This window comes from Aeromonas sp. 130281 (genome assembly GCF_056642115.1).
The window spans coordinates 366,017-381,220 of record NZ_JBWVQS010000003.1 but is presented as its reverse complement, the minus strand read 5'-3'; the positions used below and the strand labels follow the sequence as shown (position 1 = coordinate 381,220).

The 15,204-nt window shown below is 60.0% G+C and carries 17 protein-coding genes; 1 reads left to right on the top strand and 16 read right to left on the bottom strand.

Features of this window, described 5'->3' with window-relative positions; genetic code table 11:
- Positions 1 to 4 precede the first annotated feature (4 nt).
- The 10 genes from tppD to murJ form a co-directional block, all read right to left on the bottom strand.
- Positions 5 to 448 carry a type IVa pilus pseudopilin TppD gene (tppD, locus tag AC1IN8_RS11680; RefSeq protein WP_139436807.1) on the bottom strand — a complete coding sequence of 148 codons (444 nt, stop codon included), beginning with the start codon at positions 446 to 448 and terminating at the stop codon, positions 5 to 7.
- Positions 445 to 1,440 (bottom strand): PilW family protein, encoded by a 996-nt coding sequence (locus AC1IN8_RS11675; protein WP_479758913.1) that lies wholly within the window; start codon positions 1,438 to 1,440, stop codon positions 445 to 447. Before AC1IN8_RS11675 ends, tppD begins: the two co-directional genes overlap by 4 nt.
- The gene (gene pilV / locus AC1IN8_RS11670; RefSeq protein WP_319912186.1) at positions 1,437 to 2,000 is read right to left on the bottom strand and encodes a type IV pilus modification protein PilV; all 564 of its coding nucleotides are present in this window, start codon (positions 1,998 to 2,000) and stop codon (positions 1,437 to 1,439) included. The genes AC1IN8_RS11675 and pilV overlap by 4 nt, the downstream gene beginning before the upstream one ends.
- A 3-nt stretch (positions 2,001 to 2,003) precedes the next feature.
- On the bottom strand, positions 2,004 to 2,411 hold the full coding sequence (gene tppA / locus AC1IN8_RS11665) for a type IVa pilus pseudopilin TppA (protein ID WP_139436811.1): 408 nt from the start codon (positions 2,409 to 2,411) through the stop codon (positions 2,004 to 2,006).
- A gap of 110 nt (positions 2,412 to 2,521) precedes the next feature.
- A complete protein-coding gene (ispH, locus tag AC1IN8_RS11660) occupies positions 2,522 to 3,457 on the bottom strand; it encodes a 4-hydroxy-3-methylbut-2-enyl diphosphate reductase (protein WP_479758912.1) in 936 nt (311 codons plus the stop codon).
- Entirely contained in the window at positions 3,457 to 3,909 is a 453-nt protein-coding gene (gene fkpB, locus AC1IN8_RS11655; RefSeq protein ID WP_479758911.1) for an FKBP-type peptidyl-prolyl cis-trans isomerase, read from the bottom strand. The genes ispH and fkpB overlap by 1 nt, the downstream gene beginning before the upstream one ends.
- Complete coding sequence (gene lspA / locus AC1IN8_RS11650) at positions 3,906 to 4,412, bottom strand: signal peptidase II (protein WP_479758910.1); 507 nt, start codon at positions 4,410 to 4,412, stop codon at positions 3,906 to 3,908. Before lspA ends, fkpB begins: the two co-directional genes overlap by 4 nt.
- Positions 4,412 to 7,273: an isoleucine--tRNA ligase gene (ileS, locus tag AC1IN8_RS11645; RefSeq protein WP_479758909.1), complete on the bottom strand. Its 2,862-nt coding sequence runs from the start codon at positions 7,271 to 7,273 to the stop codon at positions 4,412 to 4,414. The genes lspA and ileS overlap by 1 nt, the downstream gene beginning before the upstream one ends.
- A complete protein-coding gene (gene ribF / locus AC1IN8_RS11640; RefSeq protein WP_025325710.1) occupies positions 7,273 to 8,247 on the bottom strand; it encodes a bifunctional riboflavin kinase/FAD synthetase in 975 nt (324 codons plus the stop codon). Before ribF ends, ileS begins: the two co-directional genes overlap by 1 nt.
- A gap of 120 nt (positions 8,248 to 8,367) precedes the next feature.
- Entirely contained in the window at positions 8,368 to 9,930 is a 1,563-nt protein-coding gene (gene murJ, locus AC1IN8_RS11635) for a murein biosynthesis integral membrane protein MurJ (RefSeq protein WP_479758908.1), read from the bottom strand.
- A gap of 191 nt (positions 9,931 to 10,121) precedes the next feature.
- Here murJ and rpsT point away from each other — a divergent pair, with 191 nt between their 5' ends.
- The gene (gene rpsT, locus AC1IN8_RS11630; RefSeq protein ID WP_139436823.1) at positions 10,122 to 10,385 is read left to right on the top strand and encodes a 30S ribosomal protein S20; all 264 of its coding nucleotides are present in this window, start codon (positions 10,122 to 10,124) and stop codon (positions 10,383 to 10,385) included.
- Positions 10,386 to 10,434: 49 nt separating this feature from the next.
- Here the strand turns inward: rpsT and AC1IN8_RS11625 are convergent, their stop codons facing one another.
- The 6 genes from AC1IN8_RS11625 to lgt form a co-directional block, all read right to left on the bottom strand.
- Positions 10,435 to 10,737 carry an ArsR/SmtB family transcription factor gene (locus tag AC1IN8_RS11625; protein ID WP_202047411.1) on the bottom strand — a complete coding sequence of 101 codons (303 nt, stop codon included), beginning with the start codon at positions 10,735 to 10,737 and terminating at the stop codon, positions 10,435 to 10,437.
- Positions 10,738 to 10,786: 49 nt separating this feature from the next.
- The gene (gene nhaR, locus AC1IN8_RS11620) at positions 10,787 to 11,719 is read right to left on the bottom strand and encodes a transcriptional activator NhaR (protein WP_005332358.1); all 933 of its coding nucleotides are present in this window, start codon (positions 11,717 to 11,719) and stop codon (positions 10,787 to 10,789) included.
- A complete protein-coding gene (locus tag AC1IN8_RS11615) occupies positions 11,706 to 12,110 on the bottom strand; it encodes a hypothetical protein (RefSeq protein WP_479758907.1) in 405 nt (134 codons plus the stop codon). Before AC1IN8_RS11615 ends, nhaR begins: the two co-directional genes overlap by 14 nt.
- The gene (nhaA, locus tag AC1IN8_RS11610; RefSeq protein ID WP_319917972.1) at positions 12,107 to 13,297 is read right to left on the bottom strand and encodes a Na+/H+ antiporter NhaA; all 1,191 of its coding nucleotides are present in this window, start codon (positions 13,295 to 13,297) and stop codon (positions 12,107 to 12,109) included. The genes AC1IN8_RS11615 and nhaA overlap by 4 nt, the downstream gene beginning before the upstream one ends.
- 285 nt (positions 13,298 to 13,582) lie before the next feature.
- A complete protein-coding gene (gene thyA, locus AC1IN8_RS11605) occupies positions 13,583 to 14,377 on the bottom strand; it encodes a thymidylate synthase (protein WP_247627256.1) in 795 nt (264 codons plus the stop codon).
- Positions 14,374 to 15,201, bottom strand: a complete 828-nt coding sequence (lgt, locus tag AC1IN8_RS11600) for a prolipoprotein diacylglyceryl transferase (RefSeq protein WP_404837711.1) — start codon at positions 15,199 to 15,201, stop codon at positions 14,374 to 14,376. The genes thyA and lgt overlap by 4 nt, the downstream gene beginning before the upstream one ends.
- Positions 15,202 to 15,204 lie beyond the last annotated feature (3 nt).

The window sequence follows — 15,204 nt, the reverse complement described above, 5'->3', positions numbered from 1 at the left end:
GCTCCTATTCGGTGAGCAGTGGTTGTTCTACACCCGCAATCCAAGTCAACGGGCGAACATATTTGCCATAGTTCACATTGGCCTGCAGCTCGACATACTTGCACGCAGGAATCACATTGTTGCTGCTAGCGTCAACCTTGCGCTTGCAGACGGTTTCGGTGCGATTGGTAAGAGCGACAGCCGCCGAAGCATTGCTGCTATTGACGCTGATCGCCGCACTGGCCCCCAGAGTGGAGCCCATGCCGGCAATCACAGTCGATATGTTGTTGCTCTGCATCGCGGCTTCGATGATGCCTTCGAGACGGTGTTCCGCCTGGCGGAAGCTGGCAGACGAGCCTGCCATCTTGAGGTCTTGCCCCGAAGATTGCATCACCACCACGGCAATCAGGGTCAGGGGCACCAGGATGATCAGGGCGACGATCAGAGCCACACCGCGCTGGGATCTCATGCTCCACCTCCCGCCATTACCGTTGGATTACGCAGCGATACGCTGGATTCCAGCAACAGACGACGGAAACCATCTCCATTGCCTGATACGCTGGTGCTGCCAACCTGATAAACATTGTTATTCACATAACTGCTGGATGCTTGCAGTGAGCGCACCAGAATAAAGATGCGTGCCGCCACGACCCGACCTTCACTCCATTCCTGTTCAGTGACATTTGCGGTCGCGACATAACGGTCAATGACACCATCCGGCACCGGGCTGTCGTCGACACCAAACAGCACCGTCATCCGTTCAATTCCTTCGGCCATGGGGCCGGAGATCAATACAGAGCCGCCATTTGCGGTCAGGTAACGCTTTCTCAATTCAGGGTTGCCTGCTGCATTGGGAGAAAGGTAATAGATAAAGTGCTGGTACTCCCAGAGCTGACGCTCCGGCGTCATAGCGGGGACCGTTTCTCCCCCCTTGAACATCTCGGCGGCCTGGGTCGTTGTGGCGAGATAAAAGCGATTGCCAGTCGCGGCGGCATCCACCAGCGGAAGACCGATCAGCCGTTTGATACTTATGACATCCGTATTGGCGATACGCGAAGCCACGGGGATGCAGGCAAAAGCCCCTCCCGTAATCGCCCTGCTGTTGTTAACCTCAGCGACCCAGATCCCCCGATTGGTTCCCACATTGGGTGGCAGGCTGCCTCGTCCCAGATTGTCCAGACAATCATTTGCGGCAAGCACAGCTGAACCACTACTCAATGTCACACCCTGCCCAGTGGCCATGGGCGAACCTGTATAGTCCCCCCAGAAGCCGGCCCATTTCAGGTCCTGGGTGAGCAGACGCATGGCGATACGGCCATTCTCCTGCAGCTCGCTCTGATCGAAGGCATCTTCGGTGGTGGCGCGGGAGGCGACGAAGATGCTCAGGCCGCCACCGACCAGAAATACGCCGATCAGCATGGCGATCAGCCACTCGACCAGGGTAAAGCCACGGGCATTCATAACGTGGTCGTCAGCACGAACTGACGCCTCTGCCGATCTGCGGCATTCCCCAGCCCACAGCTGTTGCGCACGGCGGTGACCGCATCGGCGCCATCAGACAGAGACTCCCGGCCGCGCCAGAAGATCCCCACCGTCAGGCTGTTGTTGGCCCCGCGGATCACGCAGCCGACCGGAGCCTGCAGAGATGAGGCTGCACCGGACACGGCGGAGCCAAGCAGGGACTGTTGCCAATAGAAGAGATCCAGCGCCTGCCGCTCGGTCCTGCTGCAATCCGACATGGTGCCATTGCTGTTGGCACAACTGGGCATGTTCAGGAGAGTGTTGCCGGACACGACTGTCGTGCCCTGGCCAGTCCAGCTGTCCTGGTTGATCCTTGCTCGCTCAACGAGGTCATTTGCCAGCCAGTTGGCAATGGTGCGCTGACGGGCCTCATAGCCGGAAAACTTGGCCGTGGCCTGCATGCCAACCAAGCCCAACAGACCAAAGGAGAGCACCACTGCGGCTATCATCACTTCCAGCAGGCTGAATCCGGTCATCTGGTGACGGTGTTGTCGTTTCATCGGCTAGTCCCAGCAGGCGTCGTTGACGGTATCGCCGAGTCGGGTGGCGCTTCTGGTGCCATCCTGATCGATGGAGAAGATGATGCAGTCGCTATCGGAGCCTTGTGCGCCGGAAGCCGTGGCAAAGAGAATGAACGTATTGGTGCCGGCAGAGATGACCAGATGGTAGAAGCCGGACTCGGAGTCGTCGGAGATATTCAGGTCGGCAGCGGAGGAGGTGTACCGATTGAAGTCCATAAAATAGGTTTCTTGTCTGTTGGCGGCATCCAACAGCATCTTTTTTGCATCAATACGGTGGCTGGCCAGCAGATAGCGCTGATATGAGGGATAGGCAATGGTGCCAAGAATCGCCACTATGGCGACGACAATCATCAATTCAATGAGGGAAAAGCCTCGATAGAACCCAATCATATCCCATCCTTGGTGACTGGCGGTCTTGTTAGTCTAATGCCGGATAGGTCGCAGCGACAAATCCGGCATCAGGAACATCACTCTTTATTCTTAGGCCATCCTGGCCACATTCAAATGATTCTAAGCTCGGGCGGCACCTCGAAGACCACGTTCTCTTCGCGACCCGGGTGTTCTGTCACTATCTTGCCACCCAGCTCACGCAGACGGGCGATGACATTCTGAACCAGCACATCGGGAGCAGAGGCCCCCGCCGTCACTCCGATACGCTCGACCCCTTCCAGCCAGGGGGATTCAATCATGGAGGCATCGTCGATGAGGTAGGCTCGCGCCCCCACCTTCTCGGCCAGCTCCCGCAGACGGTTGGAGTTGGAGGAGTTGCGAGATCCCACGACCAGCATGGCATCCACCAGCCCGGCCATCTCCCTGACCGCATCCTGACGGTTCTGGGTGGCATAACAGATGTCATCCTTGCGCGGCCCCTGGATCTTGGGGAAGTGCTTGCGCAGCGCATCGATGACGTCCGAGGTCTCGTCCACGCTGAGGGTGGTCTGGGTGACGAAGCAGAGATCATCCGGATTCTTCACCTGGAGCCTGGCCACATCGTCCGGCGTTTCCACCAGATACATGCCCCCTTCCGGATTCTCGTACTGCCCCATGGTGCCGATCACCTCGGGGTGACCGGCGTGACCGATGAGCACGGCCTCGGAACCCTTGCGGCTGGCGCGATGAACCTCCATGTGCACCTTGGTTACCAGCGGACAGGTGGCATCGAACACCTTGAGGGCACGGGACTTGGCCATCTCGCGCACCGTCTTGGCAACGCCGTGGGCGGAGAAGATGACGATGCTGTCGTCCGGCACCTCGTCGAGCTCCTCGACAAAGACAGCACCCGCCTCTTTCAGCTTGTTCACCACATAGCGGTTGTGTACCACCTCGTGACGGACATAGATGGGGGCCCCGAACTTCTCCAAAGCGCTCTCGACTATGCTGATGGCACGGTCGACACCGGCACAGAAACCACGCGGGTTAGCAAGCAAAATATCCATCAGCTCACCTTTTCCTCGTCATCCACACCCAGGATCTGCACCTCGAAGGTGACGGTGTGGCCCGCCAGCGGGTGGTTGAAATCGACCGTGACCGACATCCCTTCCACCGCCCGTATGATGCCCGGCAGCTCGCTGCCATTGGGCTGATCGAACAGTATGATGGTGCCGACTTTTGGCTCCACATCGGTACCAAACTTGGCTCTGTCCAGATGGTAGATGTTGTCGGGATTGGAGAGGCCGAACGCCTGCTCGGGCGCCAGCGTGAAGCTCTTGGCCTCTCCCTGTTGCAACCCCAGCAGGCACTGCTCGAAGCTCGATGTCAGGCTGCCGTCGCCCATCCGCAGGCGGGCCGGTTTGCCGTGCAACGCAGTGCTGTCGGCCACCGAGCCGTCTTCCAGCTTGATGGAGAAGTGGAACAGCACGCTGCTGTCAGCGCCTATGGCCTGGCTCATGCCGCCTCCTTCTGCTTTTCGGAGCGGAAGCCTTCCAGCACTATCATGGCGGCGCCGATGAAGATGAAGCTGTCCGCCAGGTTGAACGCGGGCCAATGGGAACGCTGCCAGTAGAAGTCGAGGAAATCGACCACGTGACCCAGCACCAGGCGATCAAAGACGTTGCCAAGGGCGCCGCCGATGATGAGGGAATAGGCGATGCCGCTCCAGCGCTGGGTGACCGACAGCTTGCGCAGCCAGTGGATCAGCAGGCCACAGATGGCAAACGCCAGGACCGCGAAGAACCAGCGCTGCCAGCCCCCCTGATCGGCCAGGAAGCTGAACGCGGCGCCCTTGTTGTAGACATGCACCAAGTTGAAGAAGGGGGTGATCTCCACCCCCGGATAGCCAAACGGCAGCAGCTTGACCACGGCGAGCTTGCTCGCCTGGTCCAGTACGAAGGCCAGCACAGCCAGCCACAGCCAACGCAGGCCGGTTTTTTGAGTGTCTTGAGTCATGTTCATCAGACAAATTGACGCGTTTCGCCGTCACCCTCGACGTTGGTGACGCAGCGGCCACAGATCTCTTCGTGACCGGCTATGGTGCCCACGTCTTCCACATGGTGCCAGCAGCGGTCGCACTTGGCGGCAGCAGACTGGGTCACGTTCAGCCACAGATCATCGCGCTCGGTCGCAACGGCACCTTCAGGTGCTGTGTCAGCCACCACCACCTTGGCCTTGGAGGTGAGCAGCACGAAGCGCAGCTCATCGGCCAGGGCATTCAGGCGCTTGGCCAGCTCGGGCTTGGCGAACAGGGTCAGCTCGGCCTGCAGGGAGCCACCGATGCGCTTCTCGCCACGGGCGGCTTCCAGTGCCTTGTTCACTTCACCGCGCACGGTGAGGATCTCGGCCCAGAAATCGTCGTTCAGCACTTCGCCCGCTTCCAGCCCGAACAGGCCGTCGTACCACTCTTCGGTGAACACGAACTCACCGCGCTCACCCGGCAGCAGAGCCCAGATCTCGTCGGCGGTGAAGCTCATGATGGGCGCCATCCAGCGCACCATGGCCTCGGCGATGTGATAGAGGGCGGTCTGGCAGGAGCGACGGGCCAGACTGTCCGCCTTGGCGGTGTACTGGCGGTCCTTGATGACGTCCAGGTAGAAGGAGCCCATCTCGATGGAGCAGAACTGCATCAGCTTCTGGGTCACTCCGTGGAAGTTGTACTCGTCGAACGCGGTCATGATCTCGGCCTGTACCGCCTTGGCACGACCCACGGCCCAGCGATCCACCACCACCATGTCGGCAGGCGCAACCATGTCGGTCGCCGGATTGAAGCCGTTCAGGTTGGCCAGCAGGAAGCGGGCAGTGTTGCGGATGCGGCGATAGGCATCGGCGGAGCGCTTGAGGATCTCGTCGGAGACCGTCATCTCGCCGGTGTAGTCGGTGCTCGCTACCCACAGACGCAGGATGTCGGCGCCCAGCTTGTTCATCACGTCCTGCGGACTGACCACGTTGCCGATGGACTTGGACATCTTGCGGCCCTGGCCATCCACGGTGAAGCCGTGGGTCAGAACCTGGTTGTAGGGAGCCTTGTCTTTCATGGCCACGCCGATCATCAGGGAGGACATGAACCAGCCGCGGTGCTGGTCAGAGCCTTCCAGATACATGTCGGCCGGGTTGCCGTTGAACTCGGGACGGGCATCGACCACGGAGGAGTGGGTCGAACCTGAGTCGAACCAGACGTCCAGGGTGTCTGGCACCTTGTCATACAGGTCGGCGTCGCTGCCCAGCAGTTCGGCCTTGTCCAGATCCCACCAGGCCTGGATACCGGACTGCTCGACCCGCTTGGCCACCTCTTCCATCAGGCGCACGGATTCAGGGTGCAGCTCCTGAGTCTCCTTGTGTACGAACAGGGAGATAGGCACGCCCCAGGTACGCTGACGGGAGATACACCAGTCAGGACGGTTCTCGACCATGGCCTGGATGCGGTTTTTGCCCCATGCCGGCACCCAGCCGCTCTGGCCGTGTTGCTTGATACCATCTTTCTCGATGCGTTCGATCTCTTCCAGCGCGCGCTTGCGCAACCCCTTCTGCTCCATGCTGATGAACCACTGGGGGGTGGCACGGAAGATGATAGGGGTCTTGTGACGCCAGCAGTGCGGGTAGGAGTGGTTGAATACCTTGTGGTGCAGCAGGGCGCCACGCTCGGTCAGCACCTCGACCACGGCCGCATTGGCCTTGAACACGTGCTGGCCGGCAAACAGCTCGGTATCCGGCAGGTAGACGCCGTTGCTGCCCACCGGGTTGGCCACTTCCAGACCGTACTTCTGACCGACCACGAAGTCTTCCTGACCGTGGCCAGGGGCGGTGTGCACGGCGCCGGTACCGGCATCCAGGGTGACGTGATCACCCAGCACCACAGGCACGTCGAAGCGGTAGAAGGGGTGGTTGAAGCGCAGCAGCTCGAGCGCCGCACCCTTGGCATAACCCAGGTTGTGGAATTTCTCGATACCGGCGCGGTCCATCACGTCCTTGACCAGCTCGGCGGCCAGGATCAGGCGCTCGGGGTTGTCACCCTCCACCTGTACCAGGGCGTAGTCCAGATCGGCGTGCATGGCGATGGCGCGGTTGGCAGGCAGGGTCCAGGGGGTGGTGGTCCAGATCACGGCAGAGAGCGGGCCACGACCGAAGTGACCTTCAGGGCAGTCGAACTTGGCGGCAACGCCCGCCTCGTCGACGGCCTTGAAGCGCACGTCGATGGAGGGGGAATTCTTGTCGTAGTACTCCACTTCGGCTTCCGCCAGCGCGGAGCCACAGTCGGTACACCAGTGCACCGGCTTGGAACCCTTGTGCAGGTGGCCATTGGCGACAATCTTGGCCATGGAGCGGATGATGTTGGCTTCGGTGCCAAAATCCATGGTCAGGTAGGGGTGTTCCCAGTCACCCAGCACGCCTAAGCGGATGAAATCGGTCTTCTGCGCCTCGATCTGGGTCTTGGCGTATTTGCGGCACTCGGCGCGGAACTCGGCGGCGGAAACCTTCTCCCCCGGCTTGCCGACCATGCCTTCCACCTTCAGCTCGATGGGCAGACCGTGGCAATCCCAGCCCGGCACATAGGGGGAGTCGAAGCCGGAGAGGCCCTTGGACTTGATGATGATGTCTTTGAGGATCTTGTTGACCGAGTGACCGATGTGAATGCTGCCGTTAGCGTAGGGAGGGCCATCATGCAGAATGAAAGAAGGCTTGCCCGCTTTGGCGCGGCGAATGGCGCCGTAAAGATCCTGATCGTACCAACGCTTGAGCATGTTGGGTTCGCGCTTGGCCAGATCGCCACGCATCGGAAACTCGGTTTCCGGCAGATTCAGGGTGTGTTTATAGTCGCTCATCAGTCCTGGGTTCCCTTCTTTTCTAAAAGAGTGCTGGGTAAATTGAATGGTGGCAGCCCGAACCAGGCTCGGGCCGCCAGGGCATCTCGTTCGATCTGCTCTTTCAAGGCGGTGAAAGAGGCAAACTTCTGCTCTTCGCGCAGCTTGTGGCGAAGCAGCACCTTGACCTGCTGACCGTATAGATCACCAGAAAAATCAAATAGATGTACTTCCAATCTGGCTTGTGTACCGCTCAAGGTCGGCCGTACACCCACATTGGCGACACCGGGGAAGGTCTTGCCGGAACATAACACTTCCACCGCGAACACGCCACCGACCGGGATCACCTGCCGTTTGAGCGCGAGATTGGCGGTAGGAAAACCTATGGTGCGCCCCAGCTTGTCGCCGTGGGCCACCCGGCCGCTGATGGCATAAGGGCGGCCGAGCATCAGCTCCACCTCCGCCATCCGCCCGGCCTTCAAGGCCTCGCGCACCAGGGTGCTGCTGACCCGCTGGCGTTCGACCTGGAAGCTCTGGGTGCTGATCACCTCGAAGCCGAAGCGATGGCCCGCCTCCTCCAGCAGGTGGAAGTCCCCTTCCCGCCCCTTGCCGAAGCGAAAATCATCGCCCACCACCAGGTAGTGCACGCCGAGTTTCTCCACCAGCAGCTGCTCGATGAAGGTGCTGGCGGCCTGCTCGGCGAAGCGGTGCGTGAACCGCACGCAGAGCATGCGATCTATCTGCATCCCCTTGAGGGCTTCGTACTTCTCCCGCCAACGGCTGAGACGGGCAGGGGCGGCGTCCCCCGCAAAGAGCTCAAGGGGCTGCGGCTCGAACAGCATGACGCAGGCGGGCAGGCCAAGCTGGGCGGCTTTCTCCTGCAAGCGGGCCAACACCGCATGGTGTCCCTGATGAACCCCATCGAAGTTGCCTATGGTCAATACACAGCCCCGGTGACGGGGCTTGATATTGTGAATGCCGCGAATGAGCTCCATCAGTGCCTTGTGCGTTGCTGCCATGGAAATCGGCGGATTATATATCAGGCAGCAATCAGGGTCAGCCCTGCTGTTGAGCCGATTTCAGGTATCTGGCCCGGAACTCGGGCCTCATCAGCCTCATTGCTGACCCGATTTCAGGTGTCTTGGCCTGACCCCCAGCACCAGCAGGACTACTCCATACAACGCGCCCCCAAGGCAGAGCAGCAAGGTCAGCTCCAGAGTGGCCTTGCCCATGCTCCAGGCCCCCCACTGGGCAAGATCCGGTGACAGATAGCCAAGCGCGCCCCCCATCAGCACGGTCGCTGCCAGCAGCTTGAGGCAGAACACACCCGTGTTGCGGGAAGGGCGATAGACCGCCTGCTGATAGAGCCCCTTGAACAGCAGGGCCGCATTCAGGGTGCCGGAGCAGGCGGTGGCGAGCGCCAACCCCACATAGCCAAGCGGATAGATGAAGATGAGGTTGCACACCATGTTGGCCACCATGGCCATGATGCCGATCCGCACCGGGGTCCTGGTGTCCTGGCGGGCGTAGTAGCCAGGGGCCAACACCTTGATCAGCATCAGCGACAGCAAGCCCGTAGTGGATGCCAGCAGGCTGGCGCTCGACATCGCCACCTCATGCATGCCGAACTCGCCGCGCATGAACAGCACCCGCAGTATGGGCTCACGCAATACCGCAATCCCTACCATGGCGGGCAGGCCAAGCAGCATCACCATGCGCACCCCCCAATCCATGGTGCGGGAGAAGTCGGCCGGATCCGCATCCACATGCTTCCTGGCCAGCGCCGGCAGGATCACAGTGCTGATGGCGACAGCGAACAGACCGAGCGGGAACTCCAGCAGGCGATCCGAATAATAGAGATAGCTGATGGCGCCAGTCGCCAGGAAGGAGGCCAGCATGGTGTTGATCAGCAAATTGATCTGGCTGACCGAGACGCCGAACAGCGCCGGTATCATCAGGGTGCGGATCTTCACCACACCGGGATGGTGCCAACCCCACTTGGGCCACACCAGCATGTTGATCTGACGCAGGAAGGGGTACTGGAACAGAAACTGCACCAGGCCGCCGAGGAAGACGCCGATCGCCAGCGCGATCTCGGGCCGCTCCAGCAACGGGGCTATCCACCAGGCCGCCGCAATCATGGTGAGGTTGAGAAACACCGGCGTGAAGGAGGAGACGGCGAAGCGACCGAAGGTGTTGAGGATGGCCCCGGCCATGGCGGTGAAGGTGATGAACCAGAGATAGGGGAAGGTAATCTTGAGCATCAGGCTGGCAAGCTCGAACTTCTCGGCCGCCGGCCCGCCGTGCAGCCAGTCCCAGAACCAGCCCCAGCCAAAGATGGCAGTCAGTACACCCGAGCCCAGCACCCCGAGCAGGGTGACTATGGTGACTATACCCCCAAGGGTGCCCGCCACCGCCGCCAGCAGCTCGCGCACGGCCTGCTCGTCACCGTTTTTCTTGTACTCCGTCATCACCGGCACGAAGGCCTGGTTGAAAGCCCCTTCGGCGAACAGCCTGCGCAAGAAGTTGGGAATGCGGTTGGCGAAGAAGAAGACGTCTGCGGCCACCCCGGCACCGAGCAGATTGGCGATGACCACATCGCGCACCAAGCCCATCACGCGGGACGCCAGCGTCATTCCGGACACTATCATGCCGGATTTGATCAATTTCTTACTCAAGACGAGGCCTCTGGAACTGTCAGAAAGAAAAGAATGCTGTTAGAATCGGCCGACAGTTTAACCGTCTCCCAACTGACACACCACCGGGGGGCGGTGTTTATTTGCACAAATCATTTGACAATATGTGGTTGGGAAGGCATATTTCCGGGCCTTTTCAATACACTCGCTAAGACAGTTTTAGGAGTTTTACCTTGGCTAACATCAAATCTGCTAAGAAGCGTGCTCTTCAGTCAGAGAAACGTCGTCAGCACAACGCCAGCCGTCGTTCCATGACCCGTACCTACCTGAAGAAAGTGATCGCTGCCATCGCCTCTGGCGACAAGGCTGCAGCCACTGCCGCTTTCGCTGTTGCTCAGCCGATCATGGATCGTATGGCGACCAAAGGCCTGATCCACAAGAACAAAGCTGCTCGTCACAAGAGCCGCCTGTCTTCCCAGATCAAAGCCATGGCTTAATCAGCTTCGGCTGAACAAAGCTAAAAAAACCGGCCTTAGTGCCGGTTTTTTATTTGGGTTCGCTGCAATACAACCTGTGCAACAATCCAATCATCTCGCGTACCTCATGGCTGCGCAGCGAATAGTAGACCGTCTGGGCCTCTTTTCGCGTCGCCACCAGCTCATCGCGCCGCAACACCGCCAGATGCTGTGACAGGGCCGATTGACTCAGTCCAAGCACCCCGTTGAGCTCCCCCACCGACAACTCTCTGTCCAATAACTGGCACAGAATGAACAAGCGCCGTTCATTGGCCAGCGCCTTGAGCAGGGTGACCGCACGTCCGGCATTCGCCTCCATCTCTTCCAACTGCATCGCATTCCCTCCCCTGCAAGACAGGAATCATACCCCCTGCCCCGTCGATTTAAAATGACAGGGTCGCCGGCTGAATGGTGGTGAAGTCCTCCTGACCGGCAAAGAGGAAGGAGAAATCACTCTCGCACACCCGCTTCACTGCCGGATGCTGGATCATCCGCTCGGCGAAGATGACGTAGTACTCCTCCATCAGATCCTGGGTCTCCCCGATCAGCATCACCTCCTCCCCCTCCAGGATCTCCTCCCGATAGATGGTCGGCGCCATGAAGATACCCTGATTGAAGAAGCCAAATGCCTTCATCAGGGCCGCATCGTCGAATTCCCCCAGGATGCTGGGAGAAATGCCCTGCTGCTCGAACCACTGGGTCAGCTGACGCCCCATGGCGGTTCGACGGCCAGGGATGAGCAGCTTGCGCTCCTCCAGACAGGCGGGAAACGGCTTTTCGGGCAGCGGCGCCTTGCAGAAGAAGCTGACGCCGCAGCCCCCCAGCCGCTTGGAGAGCAGACCGGCATGCTGGCTGGAGTCCACCGGACAATCGGAGAGGATCATGTCGAGCTTGTGCTCGCTCAGCTGCTCCAGCAGCAGCTCGTGGGTCGATTCGAAACAGCGCAGGTGGATGGAGCCGTCGTTGGGGATGACGGAGAGCAGCACCCGGCTGGCGAGGCGCTTGGAGAGAGCATCGGCGATGCCGACGTCGAACAGGATCTGGCTCTCCTTGCGGTAGTTGACGATATCCAGCATCTCGTAGGAGAGGCTGAACATCTTGTCGGCATAACGAAACACCAGCTGGCCCAGCTCGGTGGCCTCCAGGGATCGCCCCTTGCGGATCAACAGCTTGCCGCCGAGACGCTGCTCCAGCAACTTGATCTGACCGGTGACGGTCTGGGGAGTGAGGAAGAGGGCTTCCGCCGCCTGGGTGACGGAGCCCTTCTTCTGAGTCATCCAAAAATAGTAGAGGTGGTTGTAATTAAGGTGTGACATCCGATGGGGTTCCCGCGCTGCGCGGGCTCCGGTAGCAGCTGAGTTCAACCGCCAGAATGTCATACATGTCGCTGATCGAGTCAACTTTGTTTGCGCCGAACTGCTCTTGCAGGGTCAGCTTGAGGCGGGCCGGATCCGGCATCCGCTCTCCGCAGTAGCGCTTGTTCGACTGCTTGACTCGCTCGCCGGCCCGGCTGCTCAGGGCCCGCTCGGTGAAGGTTTCACCGAATCGGGCCTTGGCCTGCTGGTCTCCCAGCATGAGGGCGCTGTCCACCACCCCGTTGAGATAGGCCGAACAACTGGCCGACACCGCATCCTGCTGGCAATCCGCTAGGCTATTCGCCCAGACTGCCGGGCTCACCAGCAAGACTAACCATCCGAGTCTTCTCATAACCCCTCCGTGCTTTGATTCGCCTCCCGATTGGGCAGCGATATCCGCAGGGCGATAAAACCGATCACGGCCGCCAGGGTGGATCCCACCAGGATCCCGAGGCGCGAGTAGCTGCCGTAGTCCAGTCCGCCATGCTCGAATGCCAGCGATGCGATGAACATCGACATGGTGAAGCCGATGCCACACAGGATGCTGACGGCAAAGATCTGTCTGAAGTTGACGCCACTCGGCAGCTGGGCGATGCCGAGTTTCACCGACAGCCAGCTGATGGTAAAGATGCCGAGGGGCTTGCCGATGAAGAGCCCCAGAATGATCCCCATGGGCACCGGGCTGAGCAGATCCGACAGCTGGATGCCGTCGAGGGAGACCCCGGCGTTGGCAAAGGCAAACAACGGCAGTATCAGGTACGCGCTCCAGGGATGCAGCACATGCTCCAGGTGCTTGAGCGGCGAGGCATAACGCTTGCCGTTGAGCGGGATCATGAAGCCAACGATGACGCCGGCCAGGGTCGCATGGACGCCCGACTTGAGCACGGCCACCCAGAGCACCAGACCCACCAGCATGTAGAGGCCGATCCTGTCCTCACCACGACGATTCATCCAGAGCAGAGCGAGGGTCGCCACTATGCCGACCGCCAGTGCAGTCAGCGACAGCTGCTGGGTATAGAAGAGGGCGATGATGATGATGACCCCAAGGTCATCCATGATGGCCAGGGCCAGCAGGAATACCTTGAGGCTGGTCGGCACCCGCTTGCCGAGCAGCGCCATCACCCCGAGGGCGAAGGCGATGTCGGTTGCGGCTGGAATGGCCCAGCCGGCCCGGGTGATTTCATCTTCGTAGTTGAAGAAGGCATAGATGAGCGCAGGGGCCAGCATGCCGCCCACGGCGGCGATGGCCGGGAAGGTGGCCTGCACCCGTGATGAGAGCGCCCCCTCCAGCATCTCACGCTTTACTTCCAGCCCGACCAGCAGGAAGAAGATCGCCATGAAGCCGTCGTTGATCCAGAGCAGCAGCGGCTTGTTGATGTCGAGGGCGGCAATGCGCACCTGCACCTGGGTATTGAGGAAGCTCTGATAGTGCTCCGCCAGGGCAGAGTTGGCCAGACCGATGGCCAACAGGGCGGCCAGGATCAGAATTATTCCGGAGGCTGACTCCAGTTTGAGAAATCGCTTGAACACATCGCTCATGGTCTAACTATCCATAAAATTGTACTTTTTCAGTCTAGGGGGCGAGTTAACTAATGAAAAATCGTTTCTAACTGCCGATAACAACGGAAAAACCGAAGGCAAAACAAATCATGTCTGCTATAAGCACGTTTACCCCTGCCTTCCCTCGCCTGTGGAGCATTCACTTGTCTGCATATTAATTCTTGTCAGGCATGAAAAAGGCGCCCGCAGGCGCCTTTCGAACAGATGGAATAGCATAGCGGGAGATCCCGCCGAGCACCGCTCGCCGTCACGGCGGATGCAGGATCAGATGGCGACAGGGGCCTTGATACCCGGATGGGGATCATAGCCCTGGATCTCGAAGTCCTCGAACCGGTAGTCGAAGATAGAGTCCGGCTTGCGCTTGATCACCAGCTGCGGCAAGGAACGCGGCTCGCGGGAGAGCTGCAGCGCCGTCTGCTCCATGTGGTTAGAGTAGAGGTGCACGTCGCCACCGGTCCAGACGAAGTCGCCCACGGCCAGATCGCACTGCTGGGCCATCATGTGGGTCAGCAGGGCGTAGCTCGCGATGTTGAACGGCAGACCGAGGAAGACGTCGCAGCTGCGCTGATAGAGCTGGCAGGAGAGCTTGCCGTCCGCCACATAGAACTGGAAGAAGGCGTGACAAGGGGCGAGCGCCATCTTGTCCAGCTCACCCACGTTCCAGGCGGAGACTATGATGCGGCGCGAATCCGGGTTGTGCTTGATGTCATCCACCGCCTTCTGGATCTGGTCGATGACGGTGCCATCGGCCGCCGGCCAGGAACGCCATTGGGCGCCATAGACAGGGCCCAGATCGCCGTGCTCGTCAGCCCACTCGTCCCAGATGCTGACGCCGTGCTCTTTCAGGTAGGCAGTGTTGGTGTCGCCATTGAGGAACCAGAGCAGCTCGTGAATGATGGAACGCAGGTGGCACTTCTTGGTGGTGACCAGCGGGAAGCCTTCCGCCAGATTGAAGCGCATCTGATGACCGAACAGGGAGACTGTCCCCGTGCCGGTGCGATCGGATTTGACGGTGCCTTCATCCAGGATCTTTTGCATCAGATCGAGATATACCCTCATTGCTTTGCCTCCTTCGCCGCGTTGCCGAACAGCTTAGGACGCTTGTAGGCAACCCAGATCATCAGGGCGCCGATGATGATCATCGGGGTAGAGAGGATCTGGCCCATGCTGATCTCCTGGAAGTAGAGGCCCAGCTGGCTGTCAGGCTGGCGTACGAACTCCACCAGGAAGCGGAACAGGCCGTAGAACAGCAGGAACATGCCTGAGATAGCGCCCCGTGGCGGGTTCTTGCGCCAGAACAGGTTCAGGATGATGAACAGCACCACACCTTCCAGGGCGAACTGGTAGAGCTGGGAGGGGTGACGCGGCTCTGGGCCGGCCTCCGGGAAGATGATGGCCCAGGGCACGTCCGTGACCCGGCCCCACAGCTCGCCATTCATGAAGTTGCCGATGCGGCCGACGCCGAGGCCGAACGGAATGAGCGGCGCCACAAAGTCTGCCACGGTGAAGAAGTGACGCTTGGTCTTGTGGGCAAACCAGATCATGGCGGTGATGACCCCGATCAGGCCGCCGTGGAACGACATGCCCCCGGTCCAGATCTTGAACAGGTAGGTGGGATCGGCCAGGAAGAGATCGAAGTTGTAGAACAGCACGTAGCCGATACGACCGCCCAGGATCACCCCGAGGAAGCCATAGAACAGCAGGTCAGAGACCTCGTTGCGGGTCCAGCCACTGTTGGGCGCGTCGGCGCGGCGGCCCGCAAGCCACATGGCAAAGGCGAAACCAAACAAATACATGAGACCATACCAGCGTACCGATAGTGGTCCCAAACTGAATGCTACGGGATCAATCTGCGAGAAAACCCAATATCCGTCGTGCTGCATGGC